At 72.1% G+C, this 14,436-nt stretch carries 12 protein-coding genes; 8 read left to right on the forward strand and 4 right to left on the reverse strand.

The annotated features are described in order from the left end of the window. Nucleotides 1–26 precede the first annotated feature (26 nt). Nucleotides 27–1,010 carry a HEAT repeat domain-containing protein gene (locus Scani_RS21560; protein WP_159478928.1) on the reverse strand — a complete coding sequence of 328 codons (984 nt, stop codon included), beginning with the start codon at nt 1,008–1,010 and terminating at the stop codon, nt 27–29. A 616-nt stretch (nt 1,011–1,626) separates the two neighbouring features. Here Scani_RS21560 and Scani_RS21565 point away from each other — a divergent pair. From Scani_RS21565 to Scani_RS21575, 3 genes are all read left to right on the forward strand, one after another. Further along, nucleotides 1,627–3,759 carry a S9 family peptidase gene (locus Scani_RS21565; protein WP_246296427.1) on the forward strand — a complete coding sequence of 711 codons (2,133 nt, stop codon included), beginning with the start codon at nt 1,627–1,629 and terminating at the stop codon, nt 3,757–3,759. Between the two features lie 376 nt (nt 3,760–4,135). Beyond that, entirely contained in the window at nt 4,136–4,702 is a 567-nt protein-coding gene (locus Scani_RS21570; protein ID WP_159478932.1) for a Rieske (2Fe-2S) protein, read from the forward strand. Between the two features lie 169 nt (nt 4,703–4,871). Continuing rightward, nucleotides 4,872–5,159: a DUF427 domain-containing protein gene (locus tag Scani_RS21575; protein ID WP_246296068.1), complete on the forward strand. Its 288-nt coding sequence runs from the start codon at nt 4,872–4,874 to the stop codon at nt 5,157–5,159. A gap of 89 nt (nt 5,160–5,248) precedes the next feature. Here the strand turns inward: Scani_RS21575 and Scani_RS21580 are convergent, their stop codons facing one another. Next, on the reverse strand, nt 5,249–5,896 hold the full coding sequence (locus tag Scani_RS21580) for a cysteine hydrolase family protein (RefSeq protein ID WP_159478936.1): 648 nt from the start codon (nt 5,894–5,896) through the stop codon (nt 5,249–5,251). Between the two features lie 298 nt (nt 5,897–6,194). On the opposite strand from Scani_RS21580, the gene Scani_RS21585 reads away from it, so the two are divergent. From Scani_RS21585 to Scani_RS21595, 3 genes are all read left to right on the forward strand, one after another. Continuing rightward, complete coding sequence (locus Scani_RS21585; RefSeq protein WP_159478938.1) at nt 6,195–6,659, forward strand: pyridoxamine 5'-phosphate oxidase family protein; 465 nt, start codon at nt 6,195–6,197, stop codon at nt 6,657–6,659. 405 nt (nt 6,660–7,064) lie between these two features. Beyond that, nucleotides 7,065–8,525 carry an acyl-CoA synthetase gene (locus tag Scani_RS21590; RefSeq protein WP_159478940.1) on the forward strand — a complete coding sequence of 487 codons (1,461 nt, stop codon included), beginning with the start codon at nt 7,065–7,067 and terminating at the stop codon, nt 8,523–8,525. Between the two features lie 232 nt (nt 8,526–8,757). Further along, nucleotides 8,758–10,143, forward strand: a complete 1,386-nt coding sequence (locus Scani_RS21595) for a carboxyl transferase domain-containing protein (RefSeq protein WP_159478942.1) — start codon at nt 8,758–8,760, stop codon at nt 10,141–10,143. A 78-nt stretch (nt 10,144–10,221) separates the two neighbouring features. Here the strand turns inward: Scani_RS21595 and Scani_RS21600 are convergent, their stop codons facing one another. Beyond that, a complete protein-coding gene (locus Scani_RS21600) occupies nt 10,222–11,130 on the reverse strand; it encodes a LysR family transcriptional regulator (protein ID WP_159478944.1) in 909 nt (302 codons plus the stop codon). A 74-nt stretch (nt 11,131–11,204) separates the two neighbouring features. On the opposite strand from Scani_RS21600, the gene Scani_RS21605 reads away from it, so the two are divergent. Beyond that, complete coding sequence (locus Scani_RS21605) at nt 11,205–12,290, forward strand: DMT family transporter (RefSeq protein WP_174872738.1); 1,086 nt, start codon at nt 11,205–11,207, stop codon at nt 12,288–12,290. Between the two features lie 111 nt (nt 12,291–12,401). Here the strand turns inward: Scani_RS21605 and Scani_RS21610 are convergent, their stop codons facing one another. Continuing rightward, nucleotides 12,402–13,733: an aminotransferase class I/II-fold pyridoxal phosphate-dependent enzyme gene (locus Scani_RS21610; RefSeq protein ID WP_159478948.1), complete on the reverse strand. Its 1,332-nt coding sequence runs from the start codon at nt 13,731–13,733 to the stop codon at nt 12,402–12,404. A 35-nt stretch (nt 13,734–13,768) separates the two neighbouring features. Between Scani_RS21610 and Scani_RS21615 the strand changes: the two genes are divergently transcribed. Continuing rightward, complete coding sequence (locus Scani_RS21615; protein WP_159478950.1) at nt 13,769–14,434, forward strand: pyridoxamine 5'-phosphate oxidase family protein; 666 nt, start codon at nt 13,769–13,771, stop codon at nt 14,432–14,434. Nucleotides 14,435–14,436 lie beyond the last annotated feature (2 nt).

Below are 14,436 nucleotides of genomic sequence, written 5' to 3' on the forward strand. Positions count from 1 at the left end.
GCGTGCCGCCGAGTCCCTCCCGGCCCTCAGATGTCCAGTGCGCCCCTGAACCGGCCGTGTCCGACCTCCGGGCTGGTCACGGCGAGCCAGCCGTGGCCCACCCGGTCGAGCACCTCGACGGTCGACGGCTGGACGGAGATCCAGGACGCCGCCTCCTCCGGGTCCCGGACGCCTTCGGCGTACTCCTCGGCCTCCTCCGGGTCGTAGAGTTCGTCGTCCTCGTCCTGCATCAGGTCCCGCTCGAACTCCATGGGTTCGCCGACCCATACGGGATCGCCGTACGTGCGATGGCCGCGCTTGTCCTGCCCGTTCTCCGCGACCCACCACACCCGCGCGCCGTTGTACTCGTCCACCGCGTAGAAATGGGCTTCGCGGCATTGGGAACTGAGCTTTTCGACGGCTTGTGCCCAATTGTCGTTGAGATAGTCGGCACCGTAGACGAGTCGCCAGCCATCGAATTCGGGCGTGATGAATACGCGGTATTCCGTGCTGGTGGTGCCGTCGGCAGAGCGATGCTCCAGCGAATTCTCCTGGTGCAGGGCCGCGGACACGCCCAGGGACGTGGTCACGGGCTGCGCGTCGTGCAGACCCAACGCCCGGACGATGTCCTTCACTTCCGCCCGCGGCACCGCCACCCAGGCGTCGGCCGGCAGGTCCCCGGGCGTTTCGTCCAGCAGCTTGACCCGTACGAGCCGCTCGACGGCCGCCCGGTCGGCAGGAGCCAGGGCAGCGCCACCGCCGACGTCCGCGAGCATCCGGAGCGCGGCCGGCCGCAGGCGTCCGGGGCCTTCGCTGCGCACCCTTCTCAGCGGCTCGATCGCCGCGTCGCCGAGGCGCCGCACGCACGCCTCCGCCGCCGATCGGCCGGCCCCGTCCTCCTCGCCGAGCAACGGCAGGAGGTGCTCCACGACCGGGGCGCCGAGCGCGACCAGCCGGTCCGTCGCTGCCCTGCGCTCTTCCCGGTCCACGGCTGCCAGTTGATGTACCAGCCCGGCGATGTCCTTACCCATGGGAAAGACCCTAACCGAGCAGCTACCGGGACCCTCCGCGGCTGCGGCCCCAGCCACCCGCCGACAGGCCGCTGACCGCCCCACCCGGTCATCGCTCCCACTCACCGCTCCCACTCACCGGCGGGGCGGGCAGCGGCTCTGCGAGGAACCCTCCCCTCCCCACCGAATGACGAAAATCGGGAGCGCCATCCGTCGCCAAAGGATATGATTTCGCGGATCAATCTGCGGCTCTCCTGACCTGCCGCGCCGATGGCTCGCATCATGATCAGCGGGATGCGCCGGCGGCAGGGTACAGGGAGAGGCTCCCGAATTCCTCGTACACCCGGTCGGGTACCGGGTGCATCGCGCTGGCCGAAAATCTTCGTGGTTCGGCCTTTTCCGTGAATCCCGGATCTGCCTATGTTTCCCCAAGAGATCGCCGCTCCCGGAACCACCGCCGACCAACGCCCTCAGCATCCTGGAGGACAGCCCCTTGCCCAGCAAAAGCACGAACTCCACGCACGACACCCACTCCGCGCACGCCGTCAGCTCCTCCGACTCCCCCGGCTCGGCCGACTCCCCCGACTCCTCGGAATTTCCACGCCAATTCGCCCGCACCCGCCGCTTCTCCCTCGGCGTGCCCCGGAAATTCACCCTCTCCCCCGACGGCACCCGGGTGCTCTTCGTCCGCACGGGCTCGGGCACCGATCCCGTCGGCCGTCTATGGCAGCACGAGGACGGCGAGGAAAGGCTGTTGGCCGATCCGGCGCTCCTGGTGGGAGCCGGTTCCGGCACGGTTCCCGAGGAGGAGCGGCTGCGCCGGGAGCGCGCCCGTGAACGATCCGAGGGCGTGGTGTCCTACGCGACGGACGACGCCGCCCGTCTCGTGGCGTTCGCACTCTCCGGAGCCCTGTGGGCGGTGCGTACCGAGGGCGGCACCCCGTTCTCCGTCCCGGCGGCGGGTCCGGTGGTCGACCCCCGCCCCTCCCCCGACGGCCGGCACATCGCCTATGTGAGCCGTCGCAGTTTCCACGTCGTCGATCTGAGCGGTACCGACCGCCAACTGGCCCGCACGGACGGCCCGGACGTCTCCTACGGGCTCGCCGAATACGTGGCCGCCGAGTCCATGGGCCGGATGCGCGGCTACTGGTGGGCGCCGGACAGCCGCCACGTCCTGGTGAGCAGGGTCGACACCGGCCCCGTGGAGCGCCGTTACATAGGCGATCCGGCCGATCCGACGCGGCCGCCGCGGGCCGTTCCGTACCCGGCGGCCGGCACGCCCAACGCGGAGGTGACCCTGCAGATCCTCTCCCTGGAGGGCGAGCGGGTCGACGTGGAATGGGACCGCAAGGCGTACGAGTACCTCGTGGGCGCCGGCTGGGACGCGCACGGGCCGTACCTCGCCGTACAGAGCCGCGACCAGCGCACGGTCCGCACGCTCTCGGTCGACCCGGCGACGGGAGCCACCGATGTCCTGCACGAGCGGACCGATCCCGCATGGGTGGAGCTCGTCGACGGCACCCCGGCGCGTACGGCATCGGGGGCCCTGGTGCTCCCCGAGGACGACGGCGACACCCGGTATCTGACCGTCGGCGGCCGGCGGGTCACCCCGGACGGGCTGCAGTTGTGCGCGGTCCTCGGGGTCGAGGGCGAGCAGGTGCTGTTCACCGCGAGCGAGGACCCGTTGGAGACCCAAGTGTGGCGCCATGAGCCCGGCCACGGCTGCCGTCGGCTGAGCCGGGGCTCCGGCAGGTACACCGGCGTGGGGCGGGGCGGCACGGTCGTCCTGGCGGGCGTGACGCCGCGGGGCGACGAAGTCGGTGTGCTGTGGGGAACGGGTGCGGGACCGGGGTCGGGAACGGGACCAGGTACGAGGCCGGGAACGGGAACGGGACCCGGTAGAGGACCGGGAACGGGACCGGGTACGGAGTCGGACGAGGAGGCGCGGTATCAGGCCATCGCCTCGCTCGCCGAGCAGCCGTCGGTCACCCCGCGACCGCTCCATCTCCGCCTCGGCGAGCGGCAGTTGCACGGCGCCCTCTTCCTGCCGTCGTGGCACGAGGAGGGCGCCGGGAAGCTGCCGGTGCTCCTCGACCCGTACGGGGGCCCGACCGTACAGCTCGTGGGACGGGGCCGCGGATGGAACAGCTGTGTGTCGCAGTGGTTCGCCGAGCAGGGGTTCGCGGTGCTGGTGGTCGACGGGCGCGGGACGCCGAACCGCGGCCCGGCCTGGGAGAAGACCATCCACGGCGACCAGCTCACGCCCGCGCTGGAGGACCAGATGGACGCGCTGCGGGCGGCCGGGGCGCACTGCGACGACCTGGATCTGACGCGCGTGGCGATCCGCGGCTGGTCGTTCGGCGGGTTCCTCGCCGCGGCCGCCGTGCTGCACCACCCCGAGGTCTTCCACGCGGCCGTCGCCGGCGCGCCGCCCACCGATCAGCGCCTGTACGACACCCACTGGAAGGAGCGGTACCTGGGGCACCCGGAGCAGCAGCCGGAGAACTATGTGCGCTCCTCCCTGACCGGCCACGGTCATCTGCTGCGTCGCCCCCTGCTGCTGGTCCACGGGCTCGCGGACGACAATGTGGCCGCCGCGCACACCCTGCGCTTCTCGGCGGAGCTGCTCGCGGCGGGCAAACCGCACAGCGTGCTCCCGCTCCCCGGCGCGACCCATCTGCCGGCCGACGACGCGGTCAATGAGCAGTTGCTGCACTTCCAGCGGGACTTCCTGCTGGACGCGCTGGCCGAGCGCGGCGACGGGGAGTGAGGGAGTGAGACCGCCCCCACCGATCGGTACTTCCTTTCGCTGATCTCCTTCGTCTCCGCCCTCCGGTGCGTCGCATCGCCTCTGCCCTTCGGCGAATCCTTCGGTGCCTCCCGTCGGTGCCTCCCCTCGGTGATCCCGGTCGGTGCCTCCCGTCGGTGCCTCCCGTCGGTGATTCCGGTCGGTGATCCCGGTCGGTGAATCCGGTCGGTGAATCCCTACGGCCGTCCGACCTGGCGGTTCACCGTCGGCGTTGTGCTTCTGCGAAAGGAACGCGTCCCGCATTGAACACGCCGGGCCGCCCCTCCGTATGGACCCTGTGCAACGTCCATGGAGCACAACGCGCACCGAAGGCACCACCATGAACCGGAGGCCCACCATGGCTCGACAGGCAGCGTCGCAGCGGACCGAGACCGATGCGACGACGGCGACGGAGGAGACCGGCCCGGCTCCGGCAGAGCGCGGAGCGGCGCGGCGGACCGTCGTCGCGGCCGTCGGCGCGGCCGGGCTGACGGCGGCGCTCGCGGCCTGCGGAGGCGGCACGGCGGACGCGGGGAGCGGCGATTCCAAGGCCGCCGGTGGGGGCGACCAGGCCGGCAGCTCGGGGGCGAGCGGTGGGGGCGACGGCTCGGCCGGAGGTGACGCCGCCGGTGGGGGCGGCACCATCCTCGCCAAGACGTCGGAGATCCCCAAGGGCGGCGGCAAGATCTTCAAGGCCGACAAGGTCGTCGTCACCCAGCCACAGGACGGCGACATCAAGGCGTTCTCCGCGATCTGCACCCACGCGGGCTGCGTCGTCGGCGAGGTCTCCGGCGGCACCATCAACTGCATGTGTCACGGCAGCAAGTTCGACATCACCGATGGCAGCGTGAAGAAGGGTCCCGCCACCAAGGGGCTGGCGCCGGCCAAGGTGAATGTGAAGGGCGGTTCGGTCAGCCTCGGCTGACGCGGTGGCCCCAGCCGCCCCCGGTAGGCTGGAACCCCGGGCACGGATGTCGCTGGGCGACGGCCACCGGAGCGCTGGGGCGAATCGGGGGCAGCGAGGCCCCAGCGCGCTCTGCTTCGGGCCGCCGCCCTCGGCAAGCGGATGGGCACGGCGAGTGCTGTGCCCATCCGTGATCCGCGTCCCGCGCGCCGATATCGACGAGACCCGGCTGCACCCCGTCGAAGGGCGGACGGTCTGTCCCTACAAGGGCCTGTGCCACTACTACGGCATCGGCGACCAGGACCGCGCCGTCTGGTCGTACCGCACCGCCTACCGGGAGGTCGACCGGATCGGCGACATGGTGTCGTTCGAGCCGGACCACGTCGAGGGCACTCTCGACGGCAGGCGTCTGCACGTCGAGCCCGGGCCGAAGGCCATCTCCCACGGCCTGGACGCCGACGAGGCCAAGGTCCGCTGACCACCTGGCCACCTGCCCATCCGGCGTTCCATGCCGGCGCCCGAGGCCGACGGCCACGGGTCGGCGATCAGTCGGCCCATGGCTACGGTTCAGCGGCCACGGCGTGGTCGTCCCCACCTGCTCAGCACGTCGTCGGTGGTGGTGACGGTGGCGACCAGGGCGAGAGTGTTGCGGACCATCGCGCGGACGTAGTCGGCAGGCACCCCCGCGATGGCGTCCGCGGGCACCACCGCGGTGTAACCGAGATTGACCGCGTCGAACACCGCATTGGGGATGGCCACATTCGCCGACACTCCGGTGACGACGAGCGTCCGGCATCCGAAGTTGCGCAGCAGCGCGTCCACTTCGGTGCCGGCGACCGGCGAGAGGCCGTGCAGTCTGCGCACCACGAGGTCGTCCTCCGAAACGGGTATCGGATCGGCGATGCGTACCGCCATGGACCCGGTGAGCTGCTGGACGGGCAGCCGCTCGGCGGCCTTGAAGAGGCGGGCGTTGCGACTGGCGCCGCGGCCGTCGGGACGACGTTCGGCCACGGCGTGCAGCACCTGTACGCCGGTGTCGTGGGCGGCCGCCACCAGCCGGGCGACATTCGCCAGCGCCCCCGATGTGCGAGCCGCGTCCGCGAGTTCGGGCAACGCGCTGTCCGGGCCGACCACACCGCGCTGGCACTCGACGGTGAGCAGCACCGTCGAGGCCGGGTCCAGTTGCTCCATGAGCCGTGCAGCACCCGAAGACATCGCACTCCCCTCTGGCGGACATGAGTCATTGGCGGACGTGGATCTCTGCGGGAAATGCATCCCTGCCGAACGCGACTGCCTGGCCGAACGCGAGTGCCCGGCCGACGCGAGCCCCCGCCCGACGTGCGCGCCTGCCGGACCTGGTTGCTCGGTCTGTCCGAGCCGGGCGAGGGTACCGGGCATTGCGCACAGCAGGAAGAGCCCGCATGATTTCTGACACTCAGTCAGTTAGCGGGTACGTGTCCGGCAAGTGGGTCAGTGCCCCATGAGCGGGGCGCACGGCGGAGGGCGGGGAACCATGGCCGACACACAGCGGCGCGGGCGCCGGATCATGATGACGCAGGGCGAACTCGACGCGTTCCTCGCGGCGCAGCGCACCTGCCGGGTCGCGACGGTCGGCGGCGACGGTGCGCCGCACGTCGGGGCGCTCTGGTTCGTCTGGGACGGCACGGCGCTGTGGCTGTATTCGATCACCCGCAGCAAGCGGTGGGCGCAACTGCGCAAGGACCCGCGGATCGCGGTGGTCGTCGACGACGGCCACGAGTACGGCGAGCTGCGCGGAGCGGAACTCACGGGCCGCGCGGACTTCGTCGGCGAGGCGCCGCGCACCGGCGAGCCGCGCCCCGGGCTCGACGCCCCGGAGCGGCTGTTCGCGGAGAAGTACTTCGGGATGTCCGAGATGCCGCACGACGGCCGCCATGCGTGGCTGCGCCTGACACCGGAGTCGGTCGCCTCGTGGGACTTCCGCAAGATCCCGGGCTGAGCGTCGGGAGGCGGACGAGGGCCAGTGTCGGGCGCAGGCCCTGCGGGGACCGGACAGGGAGGATCGCCCGGTCACCGGAGAGGATCGCCCGGTCATCCGCACATGATCGCGGTGCCCCGGACGTGACGGCGGTGTCCCGGACGTGATCGCGGCGCCCCCGTGGCGATCGCGGCACCCCGGATCCGATCCCGCTGCCCGGCAGGCAATCTCGGCGCCCTCGGGTGCGATCGCGTCACCCCGTAGATGCTCGCGATGCCCCGATGCGATCTCCTTGTCGCTCAGGTGATCGCGTTGTCAGTGGTCTCTGCGAGAGTGGTACGGGTCAGCCCGTTTCGGTACCGGCAGGGTGCGGGAGCGGGATGGCCCGGCCGCGACGGGCCGGGCGCCGAGGACGAAGGAGATCCGGTGAACGTGCTCTTCCCCGCGCTGCGCGACGCTTCGCCCGCACCCGCGCTGCGCTTCGGTGACCGCACCCTCAGCTATCGCCAATTGGCGTCGGTGGCGGGCGCGCTCGCCGAGCGGATCGCCGGTGAGACCCGTATCGCCGTATGGGCGACGCCGACGTTGGAGACCTCGGTCGGTGTGGTGGCCGCCTTGCTCGCCGGAGTGGCCGTGGTGCCGGTGAATCCCAAGATCGGGGAGAGCGAGCTGACGCACATCGTGACCGACAGCGCGCCGTCGCTCGTCCTGGCCGAACCGGACATCGACCTGCCCGGCCCGCTCGCCGCACTGCGCCGTGTCGACATCGAGGCCGCGCAACCGCCGGAGGACGCCGCGCCGGCCCCGCTGCCGTACGAACCGGGCGACGAGGCACCGGCCCTGATCGTCTACACCTCCGGCACGACGGGGCCGCCCAAGGGCGTGGTCCTCCCCCGGCGCGCCATTGCGCACACCCTCGACGCCCTGGAGGCCGCCTGGCAGTGGACCGCCGACGACGTCCTCGTGCACGCCCTGCCGCTCTTCCACGTCCACGGCCTGATCCTCGGCATCCTCGGACCGCTGCGCCGCGGTGGCAGCGTGCATCACCTGGGCCGCTTCAGCAGCGACGCGGTGGCCCGGGAGCTCTCCGCGGACGGCACGATGCTGTTCGGCGTGCCGACGATGTACCACCGACTGGCCGCCGAGGCCGGCGGTGACCCCGCGCTCGCCAAGGCGCTCTCCCGTGCCCGGCTGCTGGTCTCCGGCTCGGCCGCACTGCCGCTGACCGATCATGAGCGGATCGCGGCGGCCTGCGGTCGACGGGTGATCGAGCGCTACGGCATGACGGAAACGCTCATGAACACCAGCGTCCGGGCGGACGGCCCCGGCGCCACCGGCACGGTGGGGGTGCCGCTGCCGGGGGTGTACGTCCGGCTCGTCGACGACGCGGGCCAGGCCATCGAGGCGAACGACGGCGAGACGGTCGGCGAGATCCAGGTCCGCGGCCCGAACCTCTTCGTCGAGTACCTCAATCGCCCCGACGCCACTGCTGCGGCCTTCGACGGGGGATGGTTCCGCACCGGCGACATGGCGGTCCGGGACGCCGACGGGAACTACCGGATCGTGGGCCGCAAAGCCACCGACCTGATCAAGAGCGGCGGCTACAAGATCGGCGCGGGCGAGATCGAGAATGCGCTGCTGGCCCACCCCGGGGTCGCCGAGGCGGCCGTCACCGGCGCTCCCGACGAAGATCTCGGCGAGCGGATCGTCGCCTGGATCGTGACGGAGACCGGTCCGGACGCGGGCCCGGCACCCTCCGCCCAGGAGCTCGCCGATCATGTCGCCCGCCAGCTCGCGCCGCACAAGCGCCCACGCACCGTGCACTTCCTGGACGCCCTGCCGCGCAACGACATGGGCAAGATCCTGAAGCGTGAGCTCCGTGCGTAGCGGCGGAGGCGGCGCGGCCGGAAACGGGAACACAGCGGGGAACGGGGCCGGGACAGGCGAGGAGGCCCGTTCCCGGGCCAGGCGCCATGGGAGGGACGACGGGCACGGCGCGCGTCTCGGGCACGCCGCACACGAGCAGGATGCAGCACTCGGCCCCGCGGCCGACGACCAAACTCCGACCGCCGCTGCCACCCCTGCCCCGACTGCCCCGACTGCCCCGACTGCCCCGACGATGCCGTGCGCCCGGCTGACGGCCCGTCAAGCCATCGCCGCGGTGGCGGATGCGTACACCGAGACGACCGTCCCCGCCGCTCGCGCCACGCCTGCCGCGGCGTCGACCACACCGGACGGCCCGCTCGGCTGGCATGGCTACGACGATGCGCGGGCCCACGCCCACGCACGGACCGGCGAGGACGAGTCGGTGGTCACGGCCCTGGCCACAATAGGCGGCAGGGAAGCGGTCGTGCTCTCCTTCGAGTTCCGCTATCTGGGCGGCTCGCTCGGCGAGCGCACCGGCGAGCGCCTGGAGGCCGCCTACACCCACGCCCGCGAGCACGGCCTGCCGGTCGTCTCGCTGATCGCCACGGGCGGCAGCCGGATGCAGGAGGGGATGCGCGCGCTCACCCAACTCCAGCGGGTGGCACGGCAGTCGGCGTTGAACGGCGCCGCGGGCCTGCCACAGATCGCCGTGTTGCGCGATCCGACGACCGGCGGCGGCTGGGCCACCCTCGGCGCGGCCGCCGATGTGATCCTCGCGCTTCCCGGAGCACAGATCGGCTTCGCGGGCTCGCGGGTGCGCCCTCCGGACGCCGATCCCTTCGCCTACTCCGCCGAGGGGCAACTCGCCTCCGGCCATATCGACGCCGTCGTCCCGCCCGACCGGCTGCGGGAAACTCTCCAGCGGTGGCTGCAACTGCTGTGCCCGCCCATGCACCCACCGCAGGAGCCCGGCCCTCGCACCGTGGAGCCGGCACCCCCGCCGTACGCGCTGGGCGCGTCCGCGCTACCGGAGACCGGCTGGGATGCGGTGGTCCGCGCCCGCGAGCCCGGACGGCCACGCGCCGAGGCGTATCTGCGCGCGTACTTCGACGACCGGGAGGAGATCAGCGGCGACCGCTGTGGCGGCGTCGACCCCGGGCTGCGCTGCGGTTTCGGTCACCACGAGGGGCGCACGGTCGCCTTCGCCGCCCAGTGCGGCACGGCCACCCGCCCGGCCGGCTTCCGTACCGCCGCGCGTCTGGTCCGGCTGGCGGGACGGCTGGGCATCCCGGTCCTCACCCTCATCGACACCCCGGGTGCCGCCAACGATGCCGAGGCCGAACGGGCGGGTGCGGGTGCGGCCATCGCCGATGCCTTCGCGGCGCTCGCCACCGCCGAGGTGCCGGTCACCTCCCTGCTCATCGGCGAGGGCGGTTCGGGCGGTGCACTGGCCCTTGCCGCACCAGGCCGACTGTGGGCGACGCCGGACAGCTACTTCTCCGTGATCGCCCCGGAGCTGGCCGCGGCAATCCTCAAACGCGAGGAAGCACAGGTCCACGACACCGCCGACCAACTCCGCATCCGCCCGCAGGACTTGCTGGAACTGGGCGTCATCCAGGGCATCGTGCCACCACCCTGAGGGGGCGGGGGCAGGGCGAGGGCGGGGGCGGGGCAAGAGGCAACAAGCAACAGTCAGGGGCCGGCCGCAGCTCCGGCCTCAGCAGCCCTCCACGTTCTTTCCGGCCGCGCGGAGCGCCCCCACGGCGGCACGGATCGAGGGCCTCCGGTCGGCGTCCGCGCGCCAGATGGCATAGACGTGGCGGCGCATCGTGTGCCGGACGGGCACCACACTCACCCCGTCCGGCACCGGCCCACGGCCGAGGCGCGGAGCCACCGCCACGCCCAGCCCGGCAGCGATCAGCCCCAGCTGGGTGTGATGCTCCTCGGCCATATGCGCGATGCGCGGCTCCACGCCCTTGCTGCGCAGAGTGAACATCAACCAGTCGTGGCAGAACTCCCCCTGTGGCCAGGAGATCCACTCGTCATCCGCGAATTCCTCCAGTTCCACGGACCGTCGCCGGGCGAGCGGATGCGTGGACGGCATGGCCACATCGGCCGGATCGTCCAGGAGCGGAGCCTTCGCCAGCCCTTCGGGCAGTGACAACGGCCGGTTGTACCAGTCCAGGACGACGGCCAGGTCTATGTCGCCGCGCACCACGCCACGTACCGATTCGTCCGGTTCCACCTCCGTCAGCCGCGCCCGCAACTGTGGGTGTTCGGCACGCAGGGCGACCAGCGCGGCCGGGAAGAGTCCTCGTGCCGCGGTGGGGAACGCGCCCAGCCGCAGTTCGCCCACCGCCTGCCCGCGATGCGCTTCCAGTTCGGCCTGTGCCAGCTCGACCTGGGAGAGGATGCGCGTCGCATGGTCGGCGAGCAGCCGCCCGGCGTCGGTCAGCCGGACCCCGCGCCCGTTCTTCGCCAGGAGCTGCTGTCCGGTCTCCCGCTCGAGCTTGGCGATCTGCTGTGAGACCGCAGAGGTCGTCACATGCAGCCCGTCGGCGGCGGCGCTCACCGACCCGTGCCGGGCGACGGCGCTCAGCGTCCGTAGGCGATCAAGGTTCAACATATAAGCAATGCTAAGCGATACCTCCCACGAAATCTCGCTTGTGCTACGAAGTTGCACACCGCATCGTGGTCGTCATGAGCACCACCACCGGCGCGCCCACCGCCTCCGCCGCCACCACGAACACTCCCGCCACGACCGCGCGCCGGACCGCCGACGAGCACACCACGGCCGCCACGGCCGCCACGGCAGCCCCGCCCGCCTCGCTCCGCACTCGCACCGGCACCACGATCCCGAAGACCACCGGCCGGGCCCGCGGCTGGCCGCTCCGCTTCGCCGCCCTCTCCCTGGTCTGGGGCTTCAGCTTTCTCTTCATCAAGGTGGGCACCCAGGGCTTCGCCCCTCTGCAGGTCACGCTCGGCCGGGTGGCGTTCGGTGCGCTGGTACTGCTGGCCATAGTCGTGATGAAGCGGGATCGACTCCCCCGCTCCCCCCGCACCTGGGCCCATCTGACGGTCGCGGCGTTCTTCCTCAACGCACTGCCGTTCTCGCTCTTCGCCTACGCCGAACTGACCATCCCCTCCACGCTGGCCGGCATCTGCAACGCCACCTCCCCGCTCTGGGGCATGGCCCTCTCGGTCGTGGCGCTCTCCGAGGACCGCCCCAGCCGACGCCGGGTCGCGGGGCTCGGCCTGGGGTTCCTGGGCGTGCTCACGGTGCTCGGCGCCTGGCAGGGCTTCACCGGCACGGACCTCACGGGCACCGCGATGGCACTGGGCGCCTCGCTCTGCTACGCCATCGGCTGGATCTACGTCCGCCGCACCCTCGCGGGCGTCCCGCACTCCCACCTGTCCATGTCCAGCGCCCAGCTCCTGCTGGCCACCGCCCAACTGGCCGTGGTGACGCCCCTGTTCACCACCGCACCGACCCACTACCCGATCATCCCGCTGCTCGCCGTCTTCGCCCTCGGCGCCCTGGGCACCGGCTTCGCCTTCCTCATCCAGTACGGACTGGTCGCCGAGATCGGCCCCACCACCGCCCAGATGGTCACGTACTTCATCCCTGTGATCGCCACCGCGGCCGGCGTGGCCCTCCTCCACGAACAGCTGAGCTGGAACACCCCCGTCGGCGCCCTCATCGTCCTGGCCGGCGCCGCCCTCACCCAGAGCAAGCCCCGCCCGAGCACCCCGCCACTCCCCCGTCCCGGTTCCCCCACCGACTAACCGCACCCAGACCGGGCGCCACACCACCCCCCTCCGAGCCCCCACGCCCTGGCGCGGGGGCTCCCGCACCTGCAGCTCCCCCCGTTTCCCCCATCCCCCTCACACCACCCCTCACTCGTACCGCCGCGCCTCCCCCACTCCCGTCGCCGCGGCAATGGCGTCCGCCACCGGGACGATGTCGTCATCGGAGAGGGCCGAGACAGTGATGCGGATGCCGGGCGGGGAGTCCAGGCGGAAGCGGGCTCCGGGGGCCACCGCCCAACCCGAGTGCAGGAGTCGGGCCACCGCACCGGTCTCGTCCGGGACCGGGACCCATACGTTCATTCCGCTGCGGCCCCGGGCGCGTACTCCGCGCTCCGCCAGCGCCCGTATCAGCCCGTCCCGCCGTCGCCCGTACGCCGCGGCCACCGCTTTCGGGTCCACCGCGGACGTCCGCCAGAGGTGGACGACCGTGTCCTGGAGCAGATGGCTGATCCAGCCAGGGCCGAGGCCCTGACGGCCCCGCACCCGGTCGATGGTCAGCGCATCGCCGGTGAGCACCGCCAGGCGCAGATCCGGGCCGTACGCCTTGGCCGTGGAGCGGACCAGGACCCAATGGTCGGTGACGCCGGAGAGCGGATGCAGCGGGAGGTCGACTATCCCGTGGCCGTGGTCGTCCTCGATGAGGAGGGCATGGGGGTGTGCGGCCAGGAGGGTGCGGAGTTCGGTGGCACGGGCGCGGCCGACGGCGGCCCCGGTGGGGTTCTGCGCCCGGTCGGTGATGACGACGGCACGGGCGCCGTCCTGGAGCGCGCGCGCCAGCGACGCCGGCAGCGGGCCTTCGTCGTCCACCTCGACCGGGGCGGGGCGCAGCCCGAGTGCCGGGATGAGATCCAGCAGGCTGCCCCACCCCGGGTCCTCCACCGCCACGGTGTCGCCGGGCCGCAGATGGGCGGCCAGCACCCGTTCTATGGCATCCAGTGCGCCACTGGTGACGGCCACGGGGCCGGCCGGCACGCCGTCGCCGTCGAACGCCGCGCGGGCGAGGGCCGCGAGGTCGTCGTCCACGGCGGGCGTGCCATAGAGCACGGGGCGCTTCGCGCTGCGCGCCGCGGCCTCCGCCAGCGCCCGTTCGAGCGGGGGCAGCAGGGACGGATCGGGGTTTCCGCCGGAGGCGTCGTGGACGCCCGGCGGGACCTCCACCCGTAGCGCCTCGCGTGGCGTGCTCGCGGGACGGGAGCGCACCCTGCTGCCGCGTCGACCGGCGGTTTCGATCACCCCGCGGTCACGGAGCGTGCGGTACGCGGCCGCGACCGTATTCGGATTGACCTCCAGATAGACAGCCAACTCCCTTAGCGGGGGCAGGACTTCGCCCGGTTGGAGCTCGCCCGCACCGACGGCTCGCTCGACACTGGCGGCAATCTCCGATGCGCGCCGCCCTTCGATCCGATACTCTCCTAGCACAAACTTGATTATGCACTAGTGCAATGGAGTTGGCAATGTCCCGAGCCGAGGCGTACGAACCGACCGCGCGCACGACCCCCACCCGCGCCCGTGAGCGCGCGGCCTACGACCAGGAGACGGTGCACGCCATCCTCGACACGGGATACGTCTGCCACCTGGGCTTCGTCCGCGACGGCTCCCCCGTCGTCCTGCCGACGCTCTACGGCCGCGTCGGCGACCGTCTCTACCTGCATGGATCGACCGGTTCCCGACCGCTGCGGATGGCCGGTGAGGCGCCCGATCCCGGCCTGGAGGTATGTGTCACGGTCACGCACGTCGACGGTCTGGTGCTGGCCAGGTCCGCGTTCCACCACTCCATCAACTACCGCTGCGTCGTGGTGCACGGCACCGCGCACCAGGTGACCGACCCCGAGGAGAAGAAGGCCGCTCTCGACGCGCTCGTCGACCATGTGCTGCCCGGCCGCGCGGCGGACTCCCGGCCGGGGAACGCCAAGGAACTGGCCGCGACCGCCGTGATCCGTCTCGACCTGCGCGAGGTCTCCGCCAAGATCCGCAGCGGCGGCCCCAACGACGAGCCGGAGGATCTCGCGCTGCCGTACTGGAGCGGCGTCCTCCCCGTGGCCCCGGTGTACGGCGCGCCCATAGCCTCCGACGATCTCGCGCCCGGTACGCCCGAACCGGCGTACCTCTCCGCGCGCTGAGG

Source organism: Streptomyces caniferus, assembly GCF_009811555.1.
Classification (GTDB): domain Bacteria; phylum Actinomycetota; class Actinomycetes; order Streptomycetales; family Streptomycetaceae; genus Streptomyces; species Streptomyces caniferus.

What these genes read in the sequence shown, in the direction of transcription:
- Scani_RS21560 (WP_159478928.1), bottom strand. Translation starts at nt 1,010, where the DNA reads ATGGGTAAGGACATCGCCGGGCTGGTACATCAACTGGCAGCCGTGGAC.
- Scani_RS21570 (WP_159478932.1), top strand. Translation starts at nt 4,136, where the DNA reads ATGGCTCGACAGGCAGCGTCGCAGCGGACCGAGACCGATGCGACGACG.
- Scani_RS21580 (WP_159478936.1), bottom strand. Translation starts at nt 5,896, where the DNA reads ATGTCTTCGGGTGCTGCACGGCTCATGGAGCAACTGGACCCGGCCTCG.
- Scani_RS21585 (WP_159478938.1), top strand. Translation starts at nt 6,195, where the DNA reads ATGGCCGACACACAGCGGCGCGGGCGCCGGATCATGATGACGCAGGGC.
- Scani_RS21595 (WP_159478942.1), top strand. Translation starts at nt 8,758, where the DNA reads ATGCCGTGCGCCCGGCTGACGGCCCGTCAAGCCATCGCCGCGGTGGCG.
- Scani_RS21600 (WP_159478944.1), bottom strand. Translation starts at nt 11,130, where the DNA reads ATGTTGAACCTTGATCGCCTACGGACGCTGAGCGCCGTCGCCCGGCAC.
- Scani_RS21605 (WP_174872738.1), top strand. Translation starts at nt 11,205, where the DNA reads ATGAGCACCACCACCGGCGCGCCCACCGCCTCCGCCGCCACCACGAAC.
- Scani_RS21615 (WP_159478950.1), top strand. Translation starts at nt 13,769, where the DNA reads ATGTCCCGAGCCGAGGCGTACGAACCGACCGCGCGCACGACCCCCACC.